Origin of the sequence: Sulfurimonas aquatica (assembly GCF_017357825.1) — a bacterium.
GTDB lineage: Bacteria > Campylobacterota > Campylobacteria > Campylobacterales > Sulfurimonadaceae > Sulfurimonas > Sulfurimonas aquatica.
The window spans coordinates 2,047,966-2,062,346 of sequence record NZ_CP046072.1 but is presented as its reverse complement, the minus strand read 5'-3'; the positions used below and the strand labels follow the sequence as shown (position 1 = coordinate 2,062,346).

At 34.4% G+C, this 14,381-nt stretch carries 15 protein-coding genes; 2 read left to right on the top strand and 13 right to left on the bottom strand.

Annotated features, from left to right (window positions below; translation table 11 throughout):
• Positions 1-58: 58 nt before the first annotated feature.
• From GJV85_RS09785 to GJV85_RS13715, 9 genes are all read right to left on the bottom strand, one after another.
• Entirely contained in the window at positions 59-2,188 is a 2,130-nt protein-coding gene (locus GJV85_RS09785) for a YjbH domain-containing protein (RefSeq protein ID WP_207561198.1), read from the bottom strand.
• 12 nt (positions 2,189-2,200) lie between these two features.
• Positions 2,201-3,250, bottom strand: a complete 1,050-nt coding sequence (locus GJV85_RS09780) for a glycosyltransferase family 4 protein (RefSeq protein WP_207561197.1) — start codon at positions 3,248-3,250, stop codon at positions 2,201-2,203.
• 247 nt (positions 3,251-3,497) lie between these two features.
• Positions 3,498-4,016, bottom strand: a complete 519-nt coding sequence (locus GJV85_RS09775) for a transposase (protein ID WP_207561196.1) — start codon at positions 4,014-4,016, stop codon at positions 3,498-3,500.
• Between the two features lie 433 nt (positions 4,017-4,449).
• Positions 4,450-4,740: a hypothetical protein gene (locus GJV85_RS09770; protein ID WP_207561195.1), complete on the bottom strand. Its 291-nt coding sequence runs from the start codon at positions 4,738-4,740 to the stop codon at positions 4,450-4,452.
• 1 nt (position 4,741) lies between these two features.
• Complete coding sequence (locus tag GJV85_RS09765; RefSeq protein ID WP_207561194.1) at positions 4,742-5,011, bottom strand: BrnT family toxin; 270 nt, start codon at positions 5,009-5,011, stop codon at positions 4,742-4,744.
• Positions 5,012-5,481: 470 nt separating this feature from the next.
• On the bottom strand, positions 5,482-5,796 hold the full coding sequence (locus GJV85_RS09760; protein ID WP_207561193.1) for a DUF4258 domain-containing protein: 315 nt from the start codon (positions 5,794-5,796) through the stop codon (positions 5,482-5,484).
• 237 nt (positions 5,797-6,033) lie between these two features.
• Positions 6,034-6,360, bottom strand: a complete 327-nt coding sequence (locus tag GJV85_RS09755; protein ID WP_207561192.1) for a type II toxin-antitoxin system RelE/ParE family toxin — start codon at positions 6,358-6,360, stop codon at positions 6,034-6,036.
• The gene (locus tag GJV85_RS09750) at positions 6,335-6,565 is read right to left on the bottom strand and encodes a hypothetical protein (protein WP_207561191.1); all 231 of its coding nucleotides are present in this window, start codon (positions 6,563-6,565) and stop codon (positions 6,335-6,337) included. Before GJV85_RS09750 ends, GJV85_RS09755 begins: the two co-directional genes overlap by 26 nt.
• A 42-nt stretch (positions 6,566-6,607) precedes the next feature.
• Positions 6,608-7,075, bottom strand: coding sequence for a transposase (locus tag GJV85_RS13715; protein ID WP_242689779.1), 468 nt, complete (start codon positions 7,073-7,075; stop codon positions 6,608-6,610).
• A gap of 1,608 nt (positions 7,076-8,683) precedes the next feature.
• Here GJV85_RS13715 and GJV85_RS09740 point away from each other — a divergent pair.
• Together GJV85_RS09740 and GJV85_RS09735 are read left to right on the top strand one after the other, a co-directional pair.
• Positions 8,684-8,833, top strand: a complete 150-nt coding sequence (locus GJV85_RS09740; RefSeq protein WP_207561190.1) for a hypothetical protein — start codon at positions 8,684-8,686, stop codon at positions 8,831-8,833.
• A gap of 175 nt (positions 8,834-9,008) precedes the next feature.
• A complete protein-coding gene (locus GJV85_RS09735) occupies positions 9,009-9,914 on the top strand; it encodes a hypothetical protein (RefSeq protein ID WP_207561189.1) in 906 nt (301 codons plus the stop codon).
• 74 nt (positions 9,915-9,988) lie between these two features.
• Here the strand turns inward: GJV85_RS09735 and GJV85_RS09730 are convergent, their stop codons facing one another.
• From GJV85_RS09730 to GJV85_RS09715, 4 genes are all read right to left on the bottom strand, one after another.
• Positions 9,989-11,143, bottom strand: a complete 1,155-nt coding sequence (locus GJV85_RS09730; RefSeq protein ID WP_207561188.1) for a hypothetical protein — start codon at positions 11,141-11,143, stop codon at positions 9,989-9,991.
• A 7-nt stretch (positions 11,144-11,150) separates the two neighbouring features.
• Positions 11,151-12,617: an MBOAT family O-acyltransferase gene (locus tag GJV85_RS09725; protein ID WP_207563182.1), complete on the bottom strand. Its 1,467-nt coding sequence runs from the start codon at positions 12,615-12,617 to the stop codon at positions 11,151-11,153.
• Between the two features lie 133 nt (positions 12,618-12,750).
• Complete coding sequence (locus tag GJV85_RS09720; protein WP_207561187.1) at positions 12,751-13,572, bottom strand: alpha-1,2-fucosyltransferase; 822 nt, start codon at positions 13,570-13,572, stop codon at positions 12,751-12,753.
• Positions 13,573-13,611: 39 nt separating this feature from the next.
• Complete coding sequence (locus GJV85_RS09715; protein WP_207561186.1) at positions 13,612-14,358, bottom strand: glycosyltransferase family 2 protein; 747 nt, start codon at positions 14,356-14,358, stop codon at positions 13,612-13,614.
• Between the last annotated feature and the right edge of the window lie 23 nt (positions 14,359-14,381).

Here is a 14,381-nt window from a genome sequence, read left to right as displayed (position 1 = left end):
ATAATAAAATTAGGGTATTTTACCCCTTTTTTTGTTATAAATAGCTAAAAGAGATTTTTTATTCTCCCACTACATACTCATCAAAAGCCTCTTTCATTTTAAATAGATGGGACTTGATGTATGAGAGTTGCAGTCTGTTTCTATTAAGGTAGTACTCTTCTGAAGAGATAACCATAGATGGGTCATAGTTTCCACCTGGAACTAGGTTGTTTGTTCCATCTTCTCTAAGTATAGTTGTTTTTACTTTATAGCTAAACGCATTTGTTCCTTTTAACTGAACAGCTTTAAAAGAGGGAGTATGTCTTAGCGTAAGTGGTATCTCAACTCCTATGCCAGCATAACGATCAGTCTGCTCAGAGTATGAACTATCTCTTTGGTATGCCTTACTCTGATCATATGTTAAATAGACGGCAGTGTCTCCGAAGTAGCGTTTAAACCTTACTTCAAAACCTTGGTCTTGGTTCCAGTATTGACCTGCTTTTATCTCTAAAAGAGTATCGAGTGAGTCGACAAAATAGCTATACTTTACTAAAAGAACTCTACGGCTTATAAACTTCCCAAGCCAGTACTCTTTAAATGCATCACCATCTCTATACTGCTCAAAATAGCCAGCTTTTAGTTTAAGCGTATGATTTCCTTTGTTATAGACAAGCTGATCCATAACGCCAACATAGTTTTGCTCTAGAGTACCAACACTGAGTGTGTTTATAGCTCCGAGTATATTGTTTGAGCTATTTAGCATCACACTACTTAGATAAGAGCCATCAGAGTAGAGCATCATAAATGCGTCATATTGATGGTCGTCTATCTCAGAGTCATGGATGTGAATGTCCGCTACTGCAGTAAGGTCTATACCTTTGTAGATATTTACCTGAGCCTGAGCTCTTAGCCATAGCATATAGTTAAAAAGACCAAACTCATTTCCTATAAATGTTTTCATAAATGGTTTAAGAGTTATCTTTGGTCTAAAAGTAGAAGGATTAGCTACAATTTTATCCATCTCGAAGCCATCTAAGTTTTTAGGAGAAACTTTTTTTATGCTACTTGCAAAGAGCTCTTTGTTTGTTAGGGTAGGGTTTTGAAAGAACTCTCTCGCTTTTTCTAAACTCCCCTCTAAAGTTATGACGGTGGTCTTACTTCGTTTTTGCTCAAGTATAAACTTTTTATACTCTGTTTGACTTAGTAGTCCGAGTATGATTCCTATGGCATCGAGGTCATTATGTAAAAAGACGCTGTTTTCATATGCAAGATAAACACTCTCATCCTTAGTAGCTATGCTAACATTTTCTATGTCAAAAGAGACTAGCTTCTGTTTTATCTCTTGAAGAGTTAAGTTGACTCTTAGATCTTCTTTTGTTATCTCTTTAGTCTCTTTTTTTTCTACTCTTTCAATAGTTTCTTCTGAAGCACTCTCTTTGAGTACCTCTTGTTTATATAAGTTTGTAGTTTTTGAACTATAGGACTCTTTGTTCTCATAAAGAGGAAATGTAAGGTTTACTCCAACACTCATACTGTTGTTATCTGAGAGGTTTGAAGTGATGAGAGTGTTAAGTTTAAAGTGTGGACTCCATGAACGAGGCATCTCAACTCTAAGTCCTGCGAACCGTTCTTGTGCAGCATCCTCAGCAAGTAGATAGAGCCAGTCAAATGTTTTTACTTCTAGCGTACCAAAAATGCCATCCATTCTTTTCAAGTCTCTATCAGCTCTAGTTAAACTAGATGTATCGGACTTTCCATAGCCAAGCGAAGCTCTTACAAACCAGAGTTCCTTGTCCATCACTATGTACTTGTTTCCATAATAACTAGCAGCACTTCCTAAGTCTTGTACTCCTACTGCTATATTTGGAAGGTACTTGTGTTTATATGGGAGTTGAAACTTTAGGTTTGCCGAGAGGTCTCTGTGATAGCCTTTAGCCTCAGATAGTCGTCCCTGCACTTCAAAGTAGGGAAAAAGTCCCGCACCAAAGATATAGTCTTGTTTTGTATGGTTTATGGCATCATAGTTATAACGACTCAAAACATAGTCAAACTGGTTGTCAAAGTGAACAGTCAAATCACCCTGCTTCATTACCTGTGCGTTTGGAGTGTTTATAACTCCTGTAAAACCTTGGTTTGAAAGTGTGTGAGAAAGCTCGGAAGCACTTAAAATAGTACAGAGTAGGGTAGTGTAGAGAAGTGTATGTTTCAAGGGTAGATTTCCTTAAGAGGATTTATTTTGTTTATCGAGTCTGAGTTGGCGTTTTTGCATACCGGTAAATATCATATAAAAAAGCACAAACATAAGAATAAAGCCAAGAAGAGCAAAAAGGGGAACATTTTGTGAACCATGTTTGTTTATGGAGTCTAGTATCATATAACCTATGGAACTAAAGATAACCTGAAGTAGACTTAAGAAAAAGACCGTTCTTTTTACATTCATATCAAAAAACTTCACGACTATATGGTGTATATGCGTTTTATCAGGAGAAAAAGGAGACTTGCCTCGTCTGATTCTTCTTACCATTACTATGAGAGTATCTAGTAGAGGTATGGCTGCTAGGTATAAAACAGAGATAGGGTGAATGTGCTCAAGACTCATAACAGCTAAAACACTGATGATAAAACCAAGAGAGAGACTCCCGCTATCACCCATAAATATATGAGCAGGGTTCCAGTTTAAAAATAAAAAACCGAGTATAACGGCGATGGTAAAAGTAGAAATAGTAAGTATAAGATGGTTGTCATACTCAACTCCAAGAAAAGCAAAAAAGAGAAGTATAACGATGGAAACACTACTAGAGAGCCCATCTATACCATCTATAAGGTTGAGTGCGTTTGTAAATCCAGCTAGCGCGAACATACTAAAGAGTAAGGCACCAAACCAAGGAAGTACAAGATCATAACCATACCACGTCCCCAGTGAAAATATTAGCATATCATCAAAGGACATAACAAACACCGCTAAAAATATCACTACAAACTTGAGCTTCGCAGAGACTTCTATACGGTCATCTACTATACCAATCAAGAAAACAAGAAAAATAGCTAAAAACGTACAAGCGTTTTCTATAAACAAGTTAAACTCAAAAAGAGCCATAGAGACAAAAAAAGTAAGTATAAATCCTATACCCGCACCACTAGGGATAATATCACAGTGATGACTACGTTCGTTTGGAATGTCGACAAGATCTAAAGCATGGGCATATTTTATAAGCAGCTTGACGGAAAAGTATGAGAAAATGAGTATCGCTAACAGCTCAAGTATATACAAGTTTAAACCTTTATTTAACCATTTTAGTTTAGATGAATTATATAGAAATTATTCTTTTAAGTTTCTTTTTGGAGTTGTAGATTGCATGTTTCATTAAACATCAAAGCGTACTCTTCTGGAACAAGTTCCAGATTCCAACACTCTTCAGGAATCCCGAAGTTCTTCGGGAGAACACGGCATTAAAATATACTCTTCTGCACAAGTTCCAGATTCCAAAATCTTATAGGAACCCCGAAGTTCTTCGGGGCTAAAGTTCATACTTCGAGTAAACTCTCTCTTTAGCATCCAAAAGATTTACTTTAAAAGGATTATCTAAAATATAGCGATATACCAAATCATAATGTTCTTGATTACGAATAAGCCTGTCAAAATAGCCACTTAACCAAAACTTTCCTTTTTTGCCTAAACTTTTATTTAATTCTATGGCACTCTTTGCTTTTATATATTTCATAATCCTAGATAAATCATCTTTTTGTTTAATGAGAAGATGCACATGATTTGGCATAATGCAAAGAGTATCGACTTCATATAAAATATTGTTTTTTGATAATATATGATCTTTTAATATAGCGATGTTCCCACCAAATAGATATGCACCATTTTTTGACTCATCTAGATATGCATCAATGTGAAACTGTTTCATTTTACTAGTGAGGTTATGATTGTCTTGGATTTTATAGATAAATGCATCCATGCTGTCATATGTTCTAAACGTAATAAACTGATAATAATCATGTAAGCTAATATGAGGAAGTTTTTCGTACATTTTTATCTTTTTTGTTAGCAATGCTATCTAAACTTTTATAAAAAACTCTCAAAGCCTCTCAGGAACCCCGAAGTTCTTCGGGGCAGCACGGCATTAAAGCATACTCTTCTGGAACAAGTTCCAGATTCCAAACTCTCAGAAATAAAAAGGTTTTTCAGATCGATATGGCATGAGAGTTTTAACTATCATAAATTAAGTTCCAATGAAGCAAGCGAAAAGTCCATCTGGTCGATTGTAGAGTTCGCCCTGATAGAAGCGAGGACGAGAGTGCAACTTTTTGATAATCGCGAATATCTATTTCTATACTCCTTTTAGCATTTTTTCTAATGTTATTGTTGTAAAACCATCTTTGGTCTCGCCATTTTTTCAGATTATACATTTCACTTTTGACTCCCTCTGGTTTTAAAATCACTTTCCAATTTTCAAAACTTAGTTACACATGAAGATCCACTTTTCCAGTTGCATAATTATGAACAAGCGCTTGTATAAGGTTTTGATATCCTATTCCTAACTCTTTTGCTTTAGATTTGACAATAGCTAAATCCTGTACAGAAAAACGAATAGTGGTCTGCTTTTTCTCTTGTAGTGCTTTTGTATACTTTGCATCTTGTTGATAACTTTTTAACTCTTGCTCACTTAAGGGCTTATCTATATAAATGTCGTTCTCCAGTTCTTCTAAAAGCTCCATCTCATCACTATCAAGAACAATCTTATCTTTCTTCATTCTATTCTCCATATATTTTATTGAGTTTTCTACTCGGTATTATTGTCTTTAAAAAGATTTTTTCATCATCTTCTACAAATGGCACATAGTAAACATAATCTCGTAGTCTAATTATAAAAATCTCTTGATTTGGGTATTGTTCACTAGGATGGACTTTTCTTCCTAGTATATTACCATACTCAATTTGCTTAAGTACCTCATCAAAAGAGACACCTCTTTGAAGTTGTAAAAGTTGGTTTTTCTCTTCATTCCACAAAATCCGCTTACTCATACATCTTCCTTTATGACTACTAGTATATCTTTTTTGTAGATGCCTTGTCAATACAGATTGCTCTAATTATAAAAAAAGTTTGTCGATGGTGGAGTTCGCGGTGAGTGTAGCGAGGACAAGGGTGCAAGCAAACCTAGAAAGCGAAAGGCCTAAGAAAGTAGATTACTTTGTCGTAAGCTCCTCGCAATGACAGCGATGTCTAACTTCTTCTGTTGTTGCAAATGTAAGCTCTCCCGTCATTGCAACATACTTTCTCTTCCCCGTCATTGCGAACGAAGTGCGGCAATCTACTCTCATATCAACTTACTTTTTTATCAGGATACGGAAATTCAGATATTTCCACCATAGAGTGCTTGATTTTTGCTTTATATGAAACAACCACATGTAGTGGTTTATTTTTAAGAACATTTGCTGCACAAGGGCATCAAGATCCTCAAAGGGGATAGCAAAATCTTTGGTGTGATGATTATTTATGCAACTTTTTGATAATCTCGAATATCTATTTCTACACCACTTTTGGCAATTTCTTTAGCTTTTACTAGGAGTTCTTTTGAAGTTTTTCCCGCTAGATACTTTTCGCCACAATTATCACAAACGAGAGCAGGAACATTTTTAAAAACAAGAGTAGCCCCATTTTTTTCTAAAGATAAATAAGATGGATAAGGCTTGTCATCAGTATAGCTTTCAATAACATTACCATTTTTGATAACATACTCAACATCTACATCTTCAATATCTCTTTGAAACATTCTCTCAACTGCATGAACTCGATATATAAACTGCACATGCCTTCCTAATTCTTGGTTTTAATTATTATATCTAAACTTCACTTCAAATATAAGTTACACCATAAGGGCATAAACTGTACTGAGTAAAAGCTTTTGTTGTCGAGCTGGAGTTCGAGGTGAGCGAAGAGAAGGTGCTTCTTTAGGAACCCCGAAGTTCTTCGGGGTTATACGGCTTTGTTGGTGTTTGAATCTTTGATGGCGTTTACAGCATAAGAATGGAAACATCCGGTAAGGCTATAAGTTGTTGTTATTAAGTACTTCGCTTAGCTCTTTATCTGTTATGTTGTCTTTTTGAGTTTTTGTGTAGATAAGAAGAAGTCGTATGGTATTGTCCCTGTCAATATAGTAGGTGACTACACGAAAACCACCACTTTTTCCAACAGGAATTGAAGAGTTTTTAAGTCTTATTTTAAAGCAGTTATTTCCTAGATCAGTTCCTGCTCTAGGATTTTGAACTAATTGTGTTTTTAATGATTCTAAATCATCAGGTATTTTTTTATAAGATTTTGCGAGTTTTTTTACTTGCTTTATAAACTCAGGAGTTGGAACTATTTTTAACATCAGCTATCAAATCATCTAAAGTTGTTTCATCTAACTCCTGTGAGTTTTGCAGTTTTGCTTGTTGAGCAGATTTTTCTAAGCTTTTAAGAAGAACCATTTTGTTGTAATTTTCTTTTACAAAGTCAAAAAACATCTCTTTATTACTGCTAAAACCTTCTAAAAATATTTTTTCTATCTCTGGATTCTGAATTTTAAGTGTTAACATCATCTTTCCTTATGAGTTTTTAGGTATTTTAGCATAAGTTGATTAAATACTATACTTAACTGAGTTAAAGCTCTTGATGTCGATGTTGGAGTTCGCGGTGAGCGCTAGCGAGGAAGTCCCCTTGGGGGATGTACCCAAAGGGCATAGCAAAATCTTTGTTAGTTCAAGCCCGTTCTCGATAAGAGTTTTTCTCTCTTTAAATGAGACCGAGCTCTCTAGCTTTTTTGCTAGCCATTCCTTTTCAACAACTGATTTACCCAGTTGTTTTTGAAGCTCTTCTATCTCTTCATCTTTATTTTTTATCTCATTTTTAAATTCTTGTACTGCTTTGGCTGGTTCAAATGCAAGTGAAGCATTTTCCAAGAATTGCTTTTTCCATTTTGTAATGGATTGAGAAGTGATTTTATACCTAGCGGCTATCTGTGCAATAGTCTCTTCTTCTTTTAGTAACTCTAACACTATTTTCGTCTTCTGCTCGGCACTATAGGTTTGACCTTTTTTTCGACTCATAATTTCTCCATTAACTTCGTAATATTTTATCTATTTTAGAAATTAACTTCGCTGAATTTATGTCTTAAATATTCAGGCCATTATAAAGGGTGCAAGCAAACCTAGAAAGCGAAAGGCCTAAGAAAGTAGATTACTTCGTCACAAGCTCCTCGCAATGACAGCGACATCTAACTTCCTCCGTCATTGCGAGGAACGAAGCAATCTAGTTACTATTACAGTTGTACCTTTGTTTTCGATGTTGGAGTTCTCGGTGAGCGGAGTGAGGAAGTCCCCTTGGGGATGCACCACAAGGGTGTAAGTAAATCTTTGCTAATATTAAATATACTTAGAACTTTAAATCTATACACTCACCATAACTTTGGCGGCATACATTATTAAACCTGCAATCATTATACTTCCAACAAGTGCTATTATTGTCATCATTTTATTTCTCCTAATTCTTTTATATTTTGATCCATTTTTAATCTTAACTTTTTAATTAGAATCATGATAAATCCAGAAGACACAAAACCTAAAATAGATACAATTAGAATATACATTTCAACTTTTCCAGCTAAAACTTAATAAAAACTAGTCACAGTCCCTGTTAAGGTTGCCAAGAGAAATAAAAATAAATTTTTGTATTCTTCTCTTAGGACTGCTAATTCTTCTTTCAATAAATCTATTCTAGGCATACTATTTGATTCTCCCATGACTTTTTCATATTAGGTAATTATATCTAAATTTATCTGCGGCCTCATCTAAAGCTCAAACTTTTTCAACCTCTTAAGCTGTGGCTGAAGTAGTAAATCCAAAACTCGCTCTTCGGATATGTGGCTTCAGCCTCGCCTTTTGGCATCACAGTTTGTCACACAAGGGAGATAGGAAAATCTTTGTTTTGAACTGTACTGCATGAAAGCTCTTGATGTCGATGATGGAGTTCGCCATGAGCGAAGCGAGGAAGTCCCCTTCATCATTGAGAGAATCTTCCTCATATCATTAGAACAAATTTCCTCGGTCATTACGAGGAACGAAGCAATCTACTTGCTACGACTGTTATTGTTACTGCACTCGAGAGATAATGACTTAAGCACCTAGATTACTTCGTCGCAAGCTCCTCGCAATGACAGCGATGTTTGACTTCTCCCACTATAGTGAGGAACTTCCTCCGTCATTGCGAGGAACGAAGCAATCTAGTTACTATTACATTTGTACCTTTGTTGTCGAGCTGGAGTTCACCGTGAGTGTAGCGAGGAAGTCCCCTTGGGGGATGTACCCAAAGGGCATAGCAAAATCTTTGCTGGCGTTTGCACCACAAGGGCGTAAACAAATCTTTGCTTTGAACTGTGTGGAGTGAAAGCTTTTGTTGTCGAGCTGGAGTTCGCCGTGAGCGTAGCGAGGAAGTCCCCTTGGGGGATGTACCCAAAGGGCATAGCAAAATCTTTGCTGGCGTTTGCACCACAAGGGCGTAAACAAATCTTTGCTTTGAACTGTGTGGAGTGAAAGCTTTTGTTGTCGAGCTGGAGTTCGCCGTGAGCGTAGCGAGGAAGTCCCCTTGGGGGGATGAATCTTTGCTGGCGTTTGCACCGCAAGGGCATCAACATCCCCACAAGGGGGATAGGAAAATCTTTGCAGAAACTGTTGTCGATGCTGGAGTTCGCCGTGAGCGTAGCGAGGAAGTCCCCTTGGGGGATGTACCCAAAGGGCATAGCAAAATCTTTGCTGGCGTTTGCACCACAAGGGCGTAAACAAATCTTTGCTTTGAACTGTACTGCATAAAAGCTTTTGTTGTCGAGCTGGAGTTCGCCGTGAGCGTAGCGAGGAAGTCCCCTTGGGGGATGTACCCAAAGGGCATAGCAAAATCTTTGCTGGCGTTTGCACCACAAGGGCGTAAACAAATCTTTGCTTTGAACTGTACTGCATAAAAGCTTTTGTTGTCGAGCTGGAGTTCGCCGTGAGCGTAGCGAGGAAGTCCCCTTGGGGGATGTACCCAAAGGGCATAGCAAAATCTTTGTTGGCGTTTGAATCTTTGTTGGCGTTTGAATCTTTGTTGGCGTTTGAATCTTTGTTGGCGTTTGAATCTTTGTTGGCGTTTGAATCTTTGCTGGCGTTTGAATCTTTGCTGGCGTTTGAATCTTTGCTGGCGTTTGAATCTTTGCTGGCGTTTGAATCTTTGCTGGCGTTTGAATCTTTGCTGGCGTTTGAATCTTTGCTGGCGTTTGAATCTTTGCTGGCGTTTGAATCTTTGCTGGCGTTTGAATCTTTGCTGGCGTTTGAATCTTTGCTGGCGTTTGAATCTTTGCTGGCGTTTGAATCTTTGCTGGCGTTTGAATCTTTGCTGGCGTTTGAATCTTTGCTGGCGTTTGAATCTTTGCTGGCGTTTGAATCTTTGCTGGCGTTTGAATCTTTGCTGGCGTTTGAATCTTTGCTGGCGTTTGAATCTTTGCTGGCGTTTGAATCTTTGCTGGCGTTTGAATCTTTGCTGGCGTTTGAATCTTTGCTGGCGTTTGAATCTTTGCTGGCGTTTGAATCTTTGCTGGCGTTTGAATCTTTGCTGGCGTTTGAATCTTTGCTGGCGTTTGAATCTTTGCTGGCGTTTGAATCTTTGCTGGCGTTTGAATCTTTGCTGGCGTTTGAATCTTTGCTGGCGTTTGAATCTTTGCTGGCGTTTGAATCTTTGCTGGCGTTTGAATCTTTGCTGGCGTTTGAATCTTTGCTGGCGTTTGAATCTTTGCTGGCGTTTGAATCTTTGCTGGCGTTTGAATCTTTGCTGGCGTTTGAATCTTTGCTGGCGTTTTTTTTAAATGATAATTTAAAAAATAAAATAATCCAAGAGCAGATTATTTTGTTGTTCTTTTAAAAGAACCAAATAGAGTACTTTTTTCTTTATAGTTCAAATTTTAAACAAACTTTATCCGCTTCTATTAGTCATTTTCACTTCTCTTGTTTTTGGTTAAGATACTCTTTATTATTATATTTAAAATTATCCGCATCAATAAATTGATTTCTTTGTACTTTTTGCTCATTTATATGTTGGTCTATATTAGATAAGTATAGTCCTACTCCAAAACCTTTATATTTATCACTACCATTTTTTTCTAGCACATCTAAAACAATATTACCCAATGCATTTTTATAGTGACTAGACTCCCAATAATATTGCATTTTAGAATTATTATTTGGTATAACTTCAGCAGTAAATTGATGATATATTGCAAAATCAACTATTCTAAATGGACTCTTGTTATAATTTTTTGCGATTTTGTTCACTGTTATCACTACATCCTTTTTCCACTGTAACCATTTATCATAACTTAAATAATAGTCTAAGGCTTCCCACTGCCTAATGTGTGATGGATTAAATATTATGTCTAAATCTATTTTATTTTCATAGCATAACTTAACTATATCTTCTAAATCTAAAAAAGAATTTCTCTTTGTATCTTGGTATATATAGTCTGTTGAGTAATTTTTATAATATATAGATTCATCTTTTTTCATTAATCCCAAATGACCATTTAATGAATCTACCCTTTTTTGAAAACAATCGTGTGTTCTTTGACCATTTTCTAAATATAAAATACCGGAATCTTGCATAGCTATAACAGTATTTACACTATCTAACAAGGTATCTATACTAAAAATAAGACTAAATTTATTTTTTTCAAAGTAAGATTCAAAATCAAGATACTTGGCTTGTTTATCAGTGTTAAACATTATATAGTCTAATGATAAGAGTACTCTTTTTAAATTACCTTGTTTTATTACATGCATTAAGTAGAGTTTATTTTCATACATGGAGCTTCCTGATGTAGCTAAATTATATGAAGGCTGTATAAAATATGAATGTTTTGGATTTAATCCAGTTAATGCCCTCGAAGTTCCTAAACAAATACTTTTGGGTTTTATTTCCTCGGTTTTAATTATTTTAACCAATCTTAACTTGTTGTCTTGACACGATTTTTTAAACTTAAAATATTCATGATTGTATATATTATACGGGTCAACAATATAATTAGTCATTCCCATTAAGAATATCATAATAATTGACGACAGTAAAGTTAATTGCACCCATTTTTTTATGTTCATGTTATTCCTAAAAATTAAAATATACAAATTCAGACACTTGATTTAGTGATAGAATACTAATTGACAAGCAAAGACTTACAAATAATATCGTTAAATAATTAAATTTTATTTTATTCATATGAAATGTTGAGTTCTTAAATAATAGAACTAATACAAAAGCTATAAACAAGTAAGCAAAAGTGTCTTTCCCACCTTTAATATTATCAACAAATCCACCAAATTGAAAACCATACTGAAATAAAAAATAAAACTTCGATGACATAAATCCTGGTAATATAATATCATCCAAACTAAGCATCGAGCTCAAAACCTTAACAGCATCCTCCCACTCTTTTGCTCTAAAGAACACCCAGGCAATATTCACAAAGTTAAACGTAATCAACCAAGCCAACCAAATCCAAAGTTTAAAACCTAATTTACTCCAAGCTCTGTTTATAACCAATGCTATACCGTGAAGAAATCCCCAAAACATAAAAGTCCAACCAGCACCGTGCCAAATACCACCTAGTATAAAAGTAGCCATTAAGTTAGTGTAAGTTCTAAACTCCCCTTTTCTATATCCACCAAGAGGTATGTAAATATAATCTCTTAGAAATCTACTAAGTGTTATATGCCATCTTCTCCAGAAGTCTTGTATGCTTGTAGCTTTATAGGGGCTGTTGAAGTTAATAGGTAGTTTTATGTTAAAAAGCAATGCAATACCAATAGCCATATCTGTATAGCCACTAAAATCAAAGTAGAGCTGAAAAGTATAAGAAAGAGATGTAGCCCATGCCTCAAACAAATTAAGAGTTGTAGCCACATCAAAACCTTGTGTAGCCCATACGGCAAAAGTATCAGCGATAACAACTTTTTTAAATAGGCCTAGTGAAAAGATAAACACTCCCATTGCTATATTTCTGTAATTCTTTACTTTGTTTTTTGTTTTAGCAAACTGTGGCATCATCTCACTATGATGAACAATTGGACCTGCTATAAGTTGAGGAAAAAATGTTACGAATAGTGAGTAGTTTAAGAAGTCATACTCCGCAGTTTCTTGTCTATAACTATCTACTAGATAGGCTATCTGTTGAAATGTAAAAAATGAAATTGCTAATGGTAGAGCTAAATGAAGTAAAGGTATATAAGCAGCACTTAGTAAGTTAATATTCTCTATAAAGAAATCCATATACTTGAAGTATCCAAGTAGTGCTAAATTTGAGACTATACCAAAAGTTAAGAGTGTTTTTTTAGAGAATCTATGAAGTCGCTCCTCATTATCTTTATTAAGAGCTGTCCCAATAATATAATTAAAAAGCATTGATGATAATATAATAGGAAGATAAGCAATATTCCACCAACTATAAAAGAACAAACTGCTAAAGACTAAAAAAGCTTTACTGGCTTCTGTAAGTCTATTATGATTTAGATAGAAGTATAGAAAAAATGTTATTGGTAAAAAAGCAAATATGAATTCGTAGCTATTGAATAATATTTTAAAATCCTTTATAATTAAAAATTCCTATTTATCCCATCAACTATCATCGAATTTAAATTGATTTATGTTTACAATAAAACTGTATTAATAGTTTTACTATATATTATATGATGGAGTAATAATAAAAAAATTATTTATAGCTTACTCTAATTTCATTTGGTAAATAAATTTCTCTTTTTTTGTTTGGTAACCAATATTCAGGAGCAATTACAGTACTCTCATCATTTGCACCGAATGCACTTGCCCAAAGTGCAAATGTACTAGATGAAAGTATTCTATAATTAAAGCTACCAATCAAATTAAAATCTTCTTTTAAGCTACCACCTATATAAGAATAACTAAAATTCAAATCATTCAATTCATTTAAGATACTGTTCGCATAATCTCTGTCGTCAGTTACAATATTGAATTTATTTATGCCATAATCATTAATCATTTTTTTAATTGCTTCTATATAATATCCAATTGGTGTTACACTATTCCATCCTAGTTTTACAAAATCCCCCCCTCTAATATGTACTACACACTCATCTTTTTGCTTCATATTATTAGGTATAATAATCTTTTTTAAGAGACTAACTTCTCTATTAAAATCTTCTTGTTTTAAGGATTTTTGAAAATAACCATCTAATAAAATAAATGATTTATTCGGTCTTTTAAGAGCTAATGAAAAGTTTGAATCACTCACAAAAGGATACTTATAAACTTTAAATGGAAAAACTTTTGCTATCCTAATCTTTGTTAATAAACTAGAACCAACATCAAAACTTAAGTCAATCTTATTCAAATCAAAAAAATCAAATAATTCATTTTTATGTTTCGCCTCATAACTTCCTAAGGCCCTGTCGTCAATTTTAATTTTTTTTATTTTTGTCACATTTGCCATTAAAAGGGCAGCCCCCAGTTGGAATATCTGATTACCTAATCCACCAGCCAATCTTACTATTATCATATTCTTAATCCTTGCATTAATTTTTCTCTTTTATTAAATTTACTTGTATTTTATAATACCATTATAGGAATATTGAATAAAATAATATATGCTTTTAAGCAAACTTATCTTTTCAATTTCTCTGTATATTTTCCATTGATACTGTGCAGCTTTTATCTTATTTGAAGATACGGAATTTTCAAGTATTCTATACGTGGCTAATGGCTCTAACATACCTTTTGAAGTTTTTATATCTTTAAGGATTTTCAACCATAACCCATAATCTTGTCTTTTTCGAATTAACGGCATATAAACTTTTCCGAGTTTCTGAGTATCATAGATAGCTGTTAAACATCCGACACTACAGGTTTTTAACATACTACTATAAGATATTTCACCTTTGGTAATAAACTTACCTAAATTATTATTATCTTCATCTATTAAGTAATAAGAACTATATGTAAAAGGCAAGTTATTCTCATTCATGAACTTTATCTGCTTTTCCAATTTTTCTGATATCCATAAATCATCTGCATCTAAAAAAGTAATATATCGTCCTTGAGCCTCTTGAATAGCTCTATTTCTTGCTTCTGCTGGACCACTATTTTTTTCAAGTTTGATTAGTTTAATACGATTGTCTTTTTTACAATATTCTTCTATTATCTCATTTGAGCCATCAGCTGAAACATCATCTACGATTATCATTTCCCAATTTTTATAAGTTTGTGCTAATACTGATTCAATAGTCTGAGCAATGAACCTTGAAGAATTATATGAAGGTGTGATTATTGAAATTAAAGCTTTCATGCTTATATCCTTATTTCATTTTT

What these genes read in the sequence shown, in the direction of transcription:
- GJV85_RS09730 (WP_207561188.1), bottom strand. Translation starts at nt 11,143, where the DNA reads ATGAACATAAAAAAATGGGTGCAATTAACTTTACTGTCGTCAATTATT.
- GJV85_RS09750 (WP_207561191.1), bottom strand. Translation starts at nt 6,565, where the DNA reads ATGTTAACACTTAAAATTCAGAATCCAGAGATAGAAAAAATATTTTTA.
- GJV85_RS09715 (WP_207561186.1), bottom strand. Translation starts at nt 14,358, where the DNA reads ATGAAAGCTTTAATTTCAATAATCACACCTTCATATAATTCTTCAAGG.
- GJV85_RS09775 (WP_207561196.1), bottom strand. Translation starts at nt 4,016, where the DNA reads ATGTACGAAAAACTTCCTCATATTAGCTTACATGATTATTATCAGTTT.
- GJV85_RS09770 (WP_207561195.1), bottom strand. Translation starts at nt 4,740, where the DNA reads ATGAAGAAAGATAAGATTGTTCTTGATAGTGATGAGATGGAGCTTTTA.
- GJV85_RS09755 (WP_207561192.1), bottom strand. Translation starts at nt 6,360, where the DNA reads ATGTTAAAAATAGTTCCAACTCCTGAGTTTATAAAGCAAGTAAAAAAA.
- GJV85_RS09720 (WP_207561187.1), bottom strand. Translation starts at nt 13,572, where the DNA reads ATGATAATAGTAAGATTGGCTGGTGGATTAGGTAATCAGATATTCCAA.
- GJV85_RS13715 (WP_242689779.1), bottom strand. Translation starts at nt 7,075, where the DNA reads ATGAGTCGAAAAAAAGGTCAAACCTATAGTGCCGAGCAGAAGACGAAA.
- GJV85_RS09765 (WP_207561194.1), bottom strand. Translation starts at nt 5,011, where the DNA reads ATGAGTAAGCGGATTTTGTGGAATGAAGAGAAAAACCAACTTTTACAA.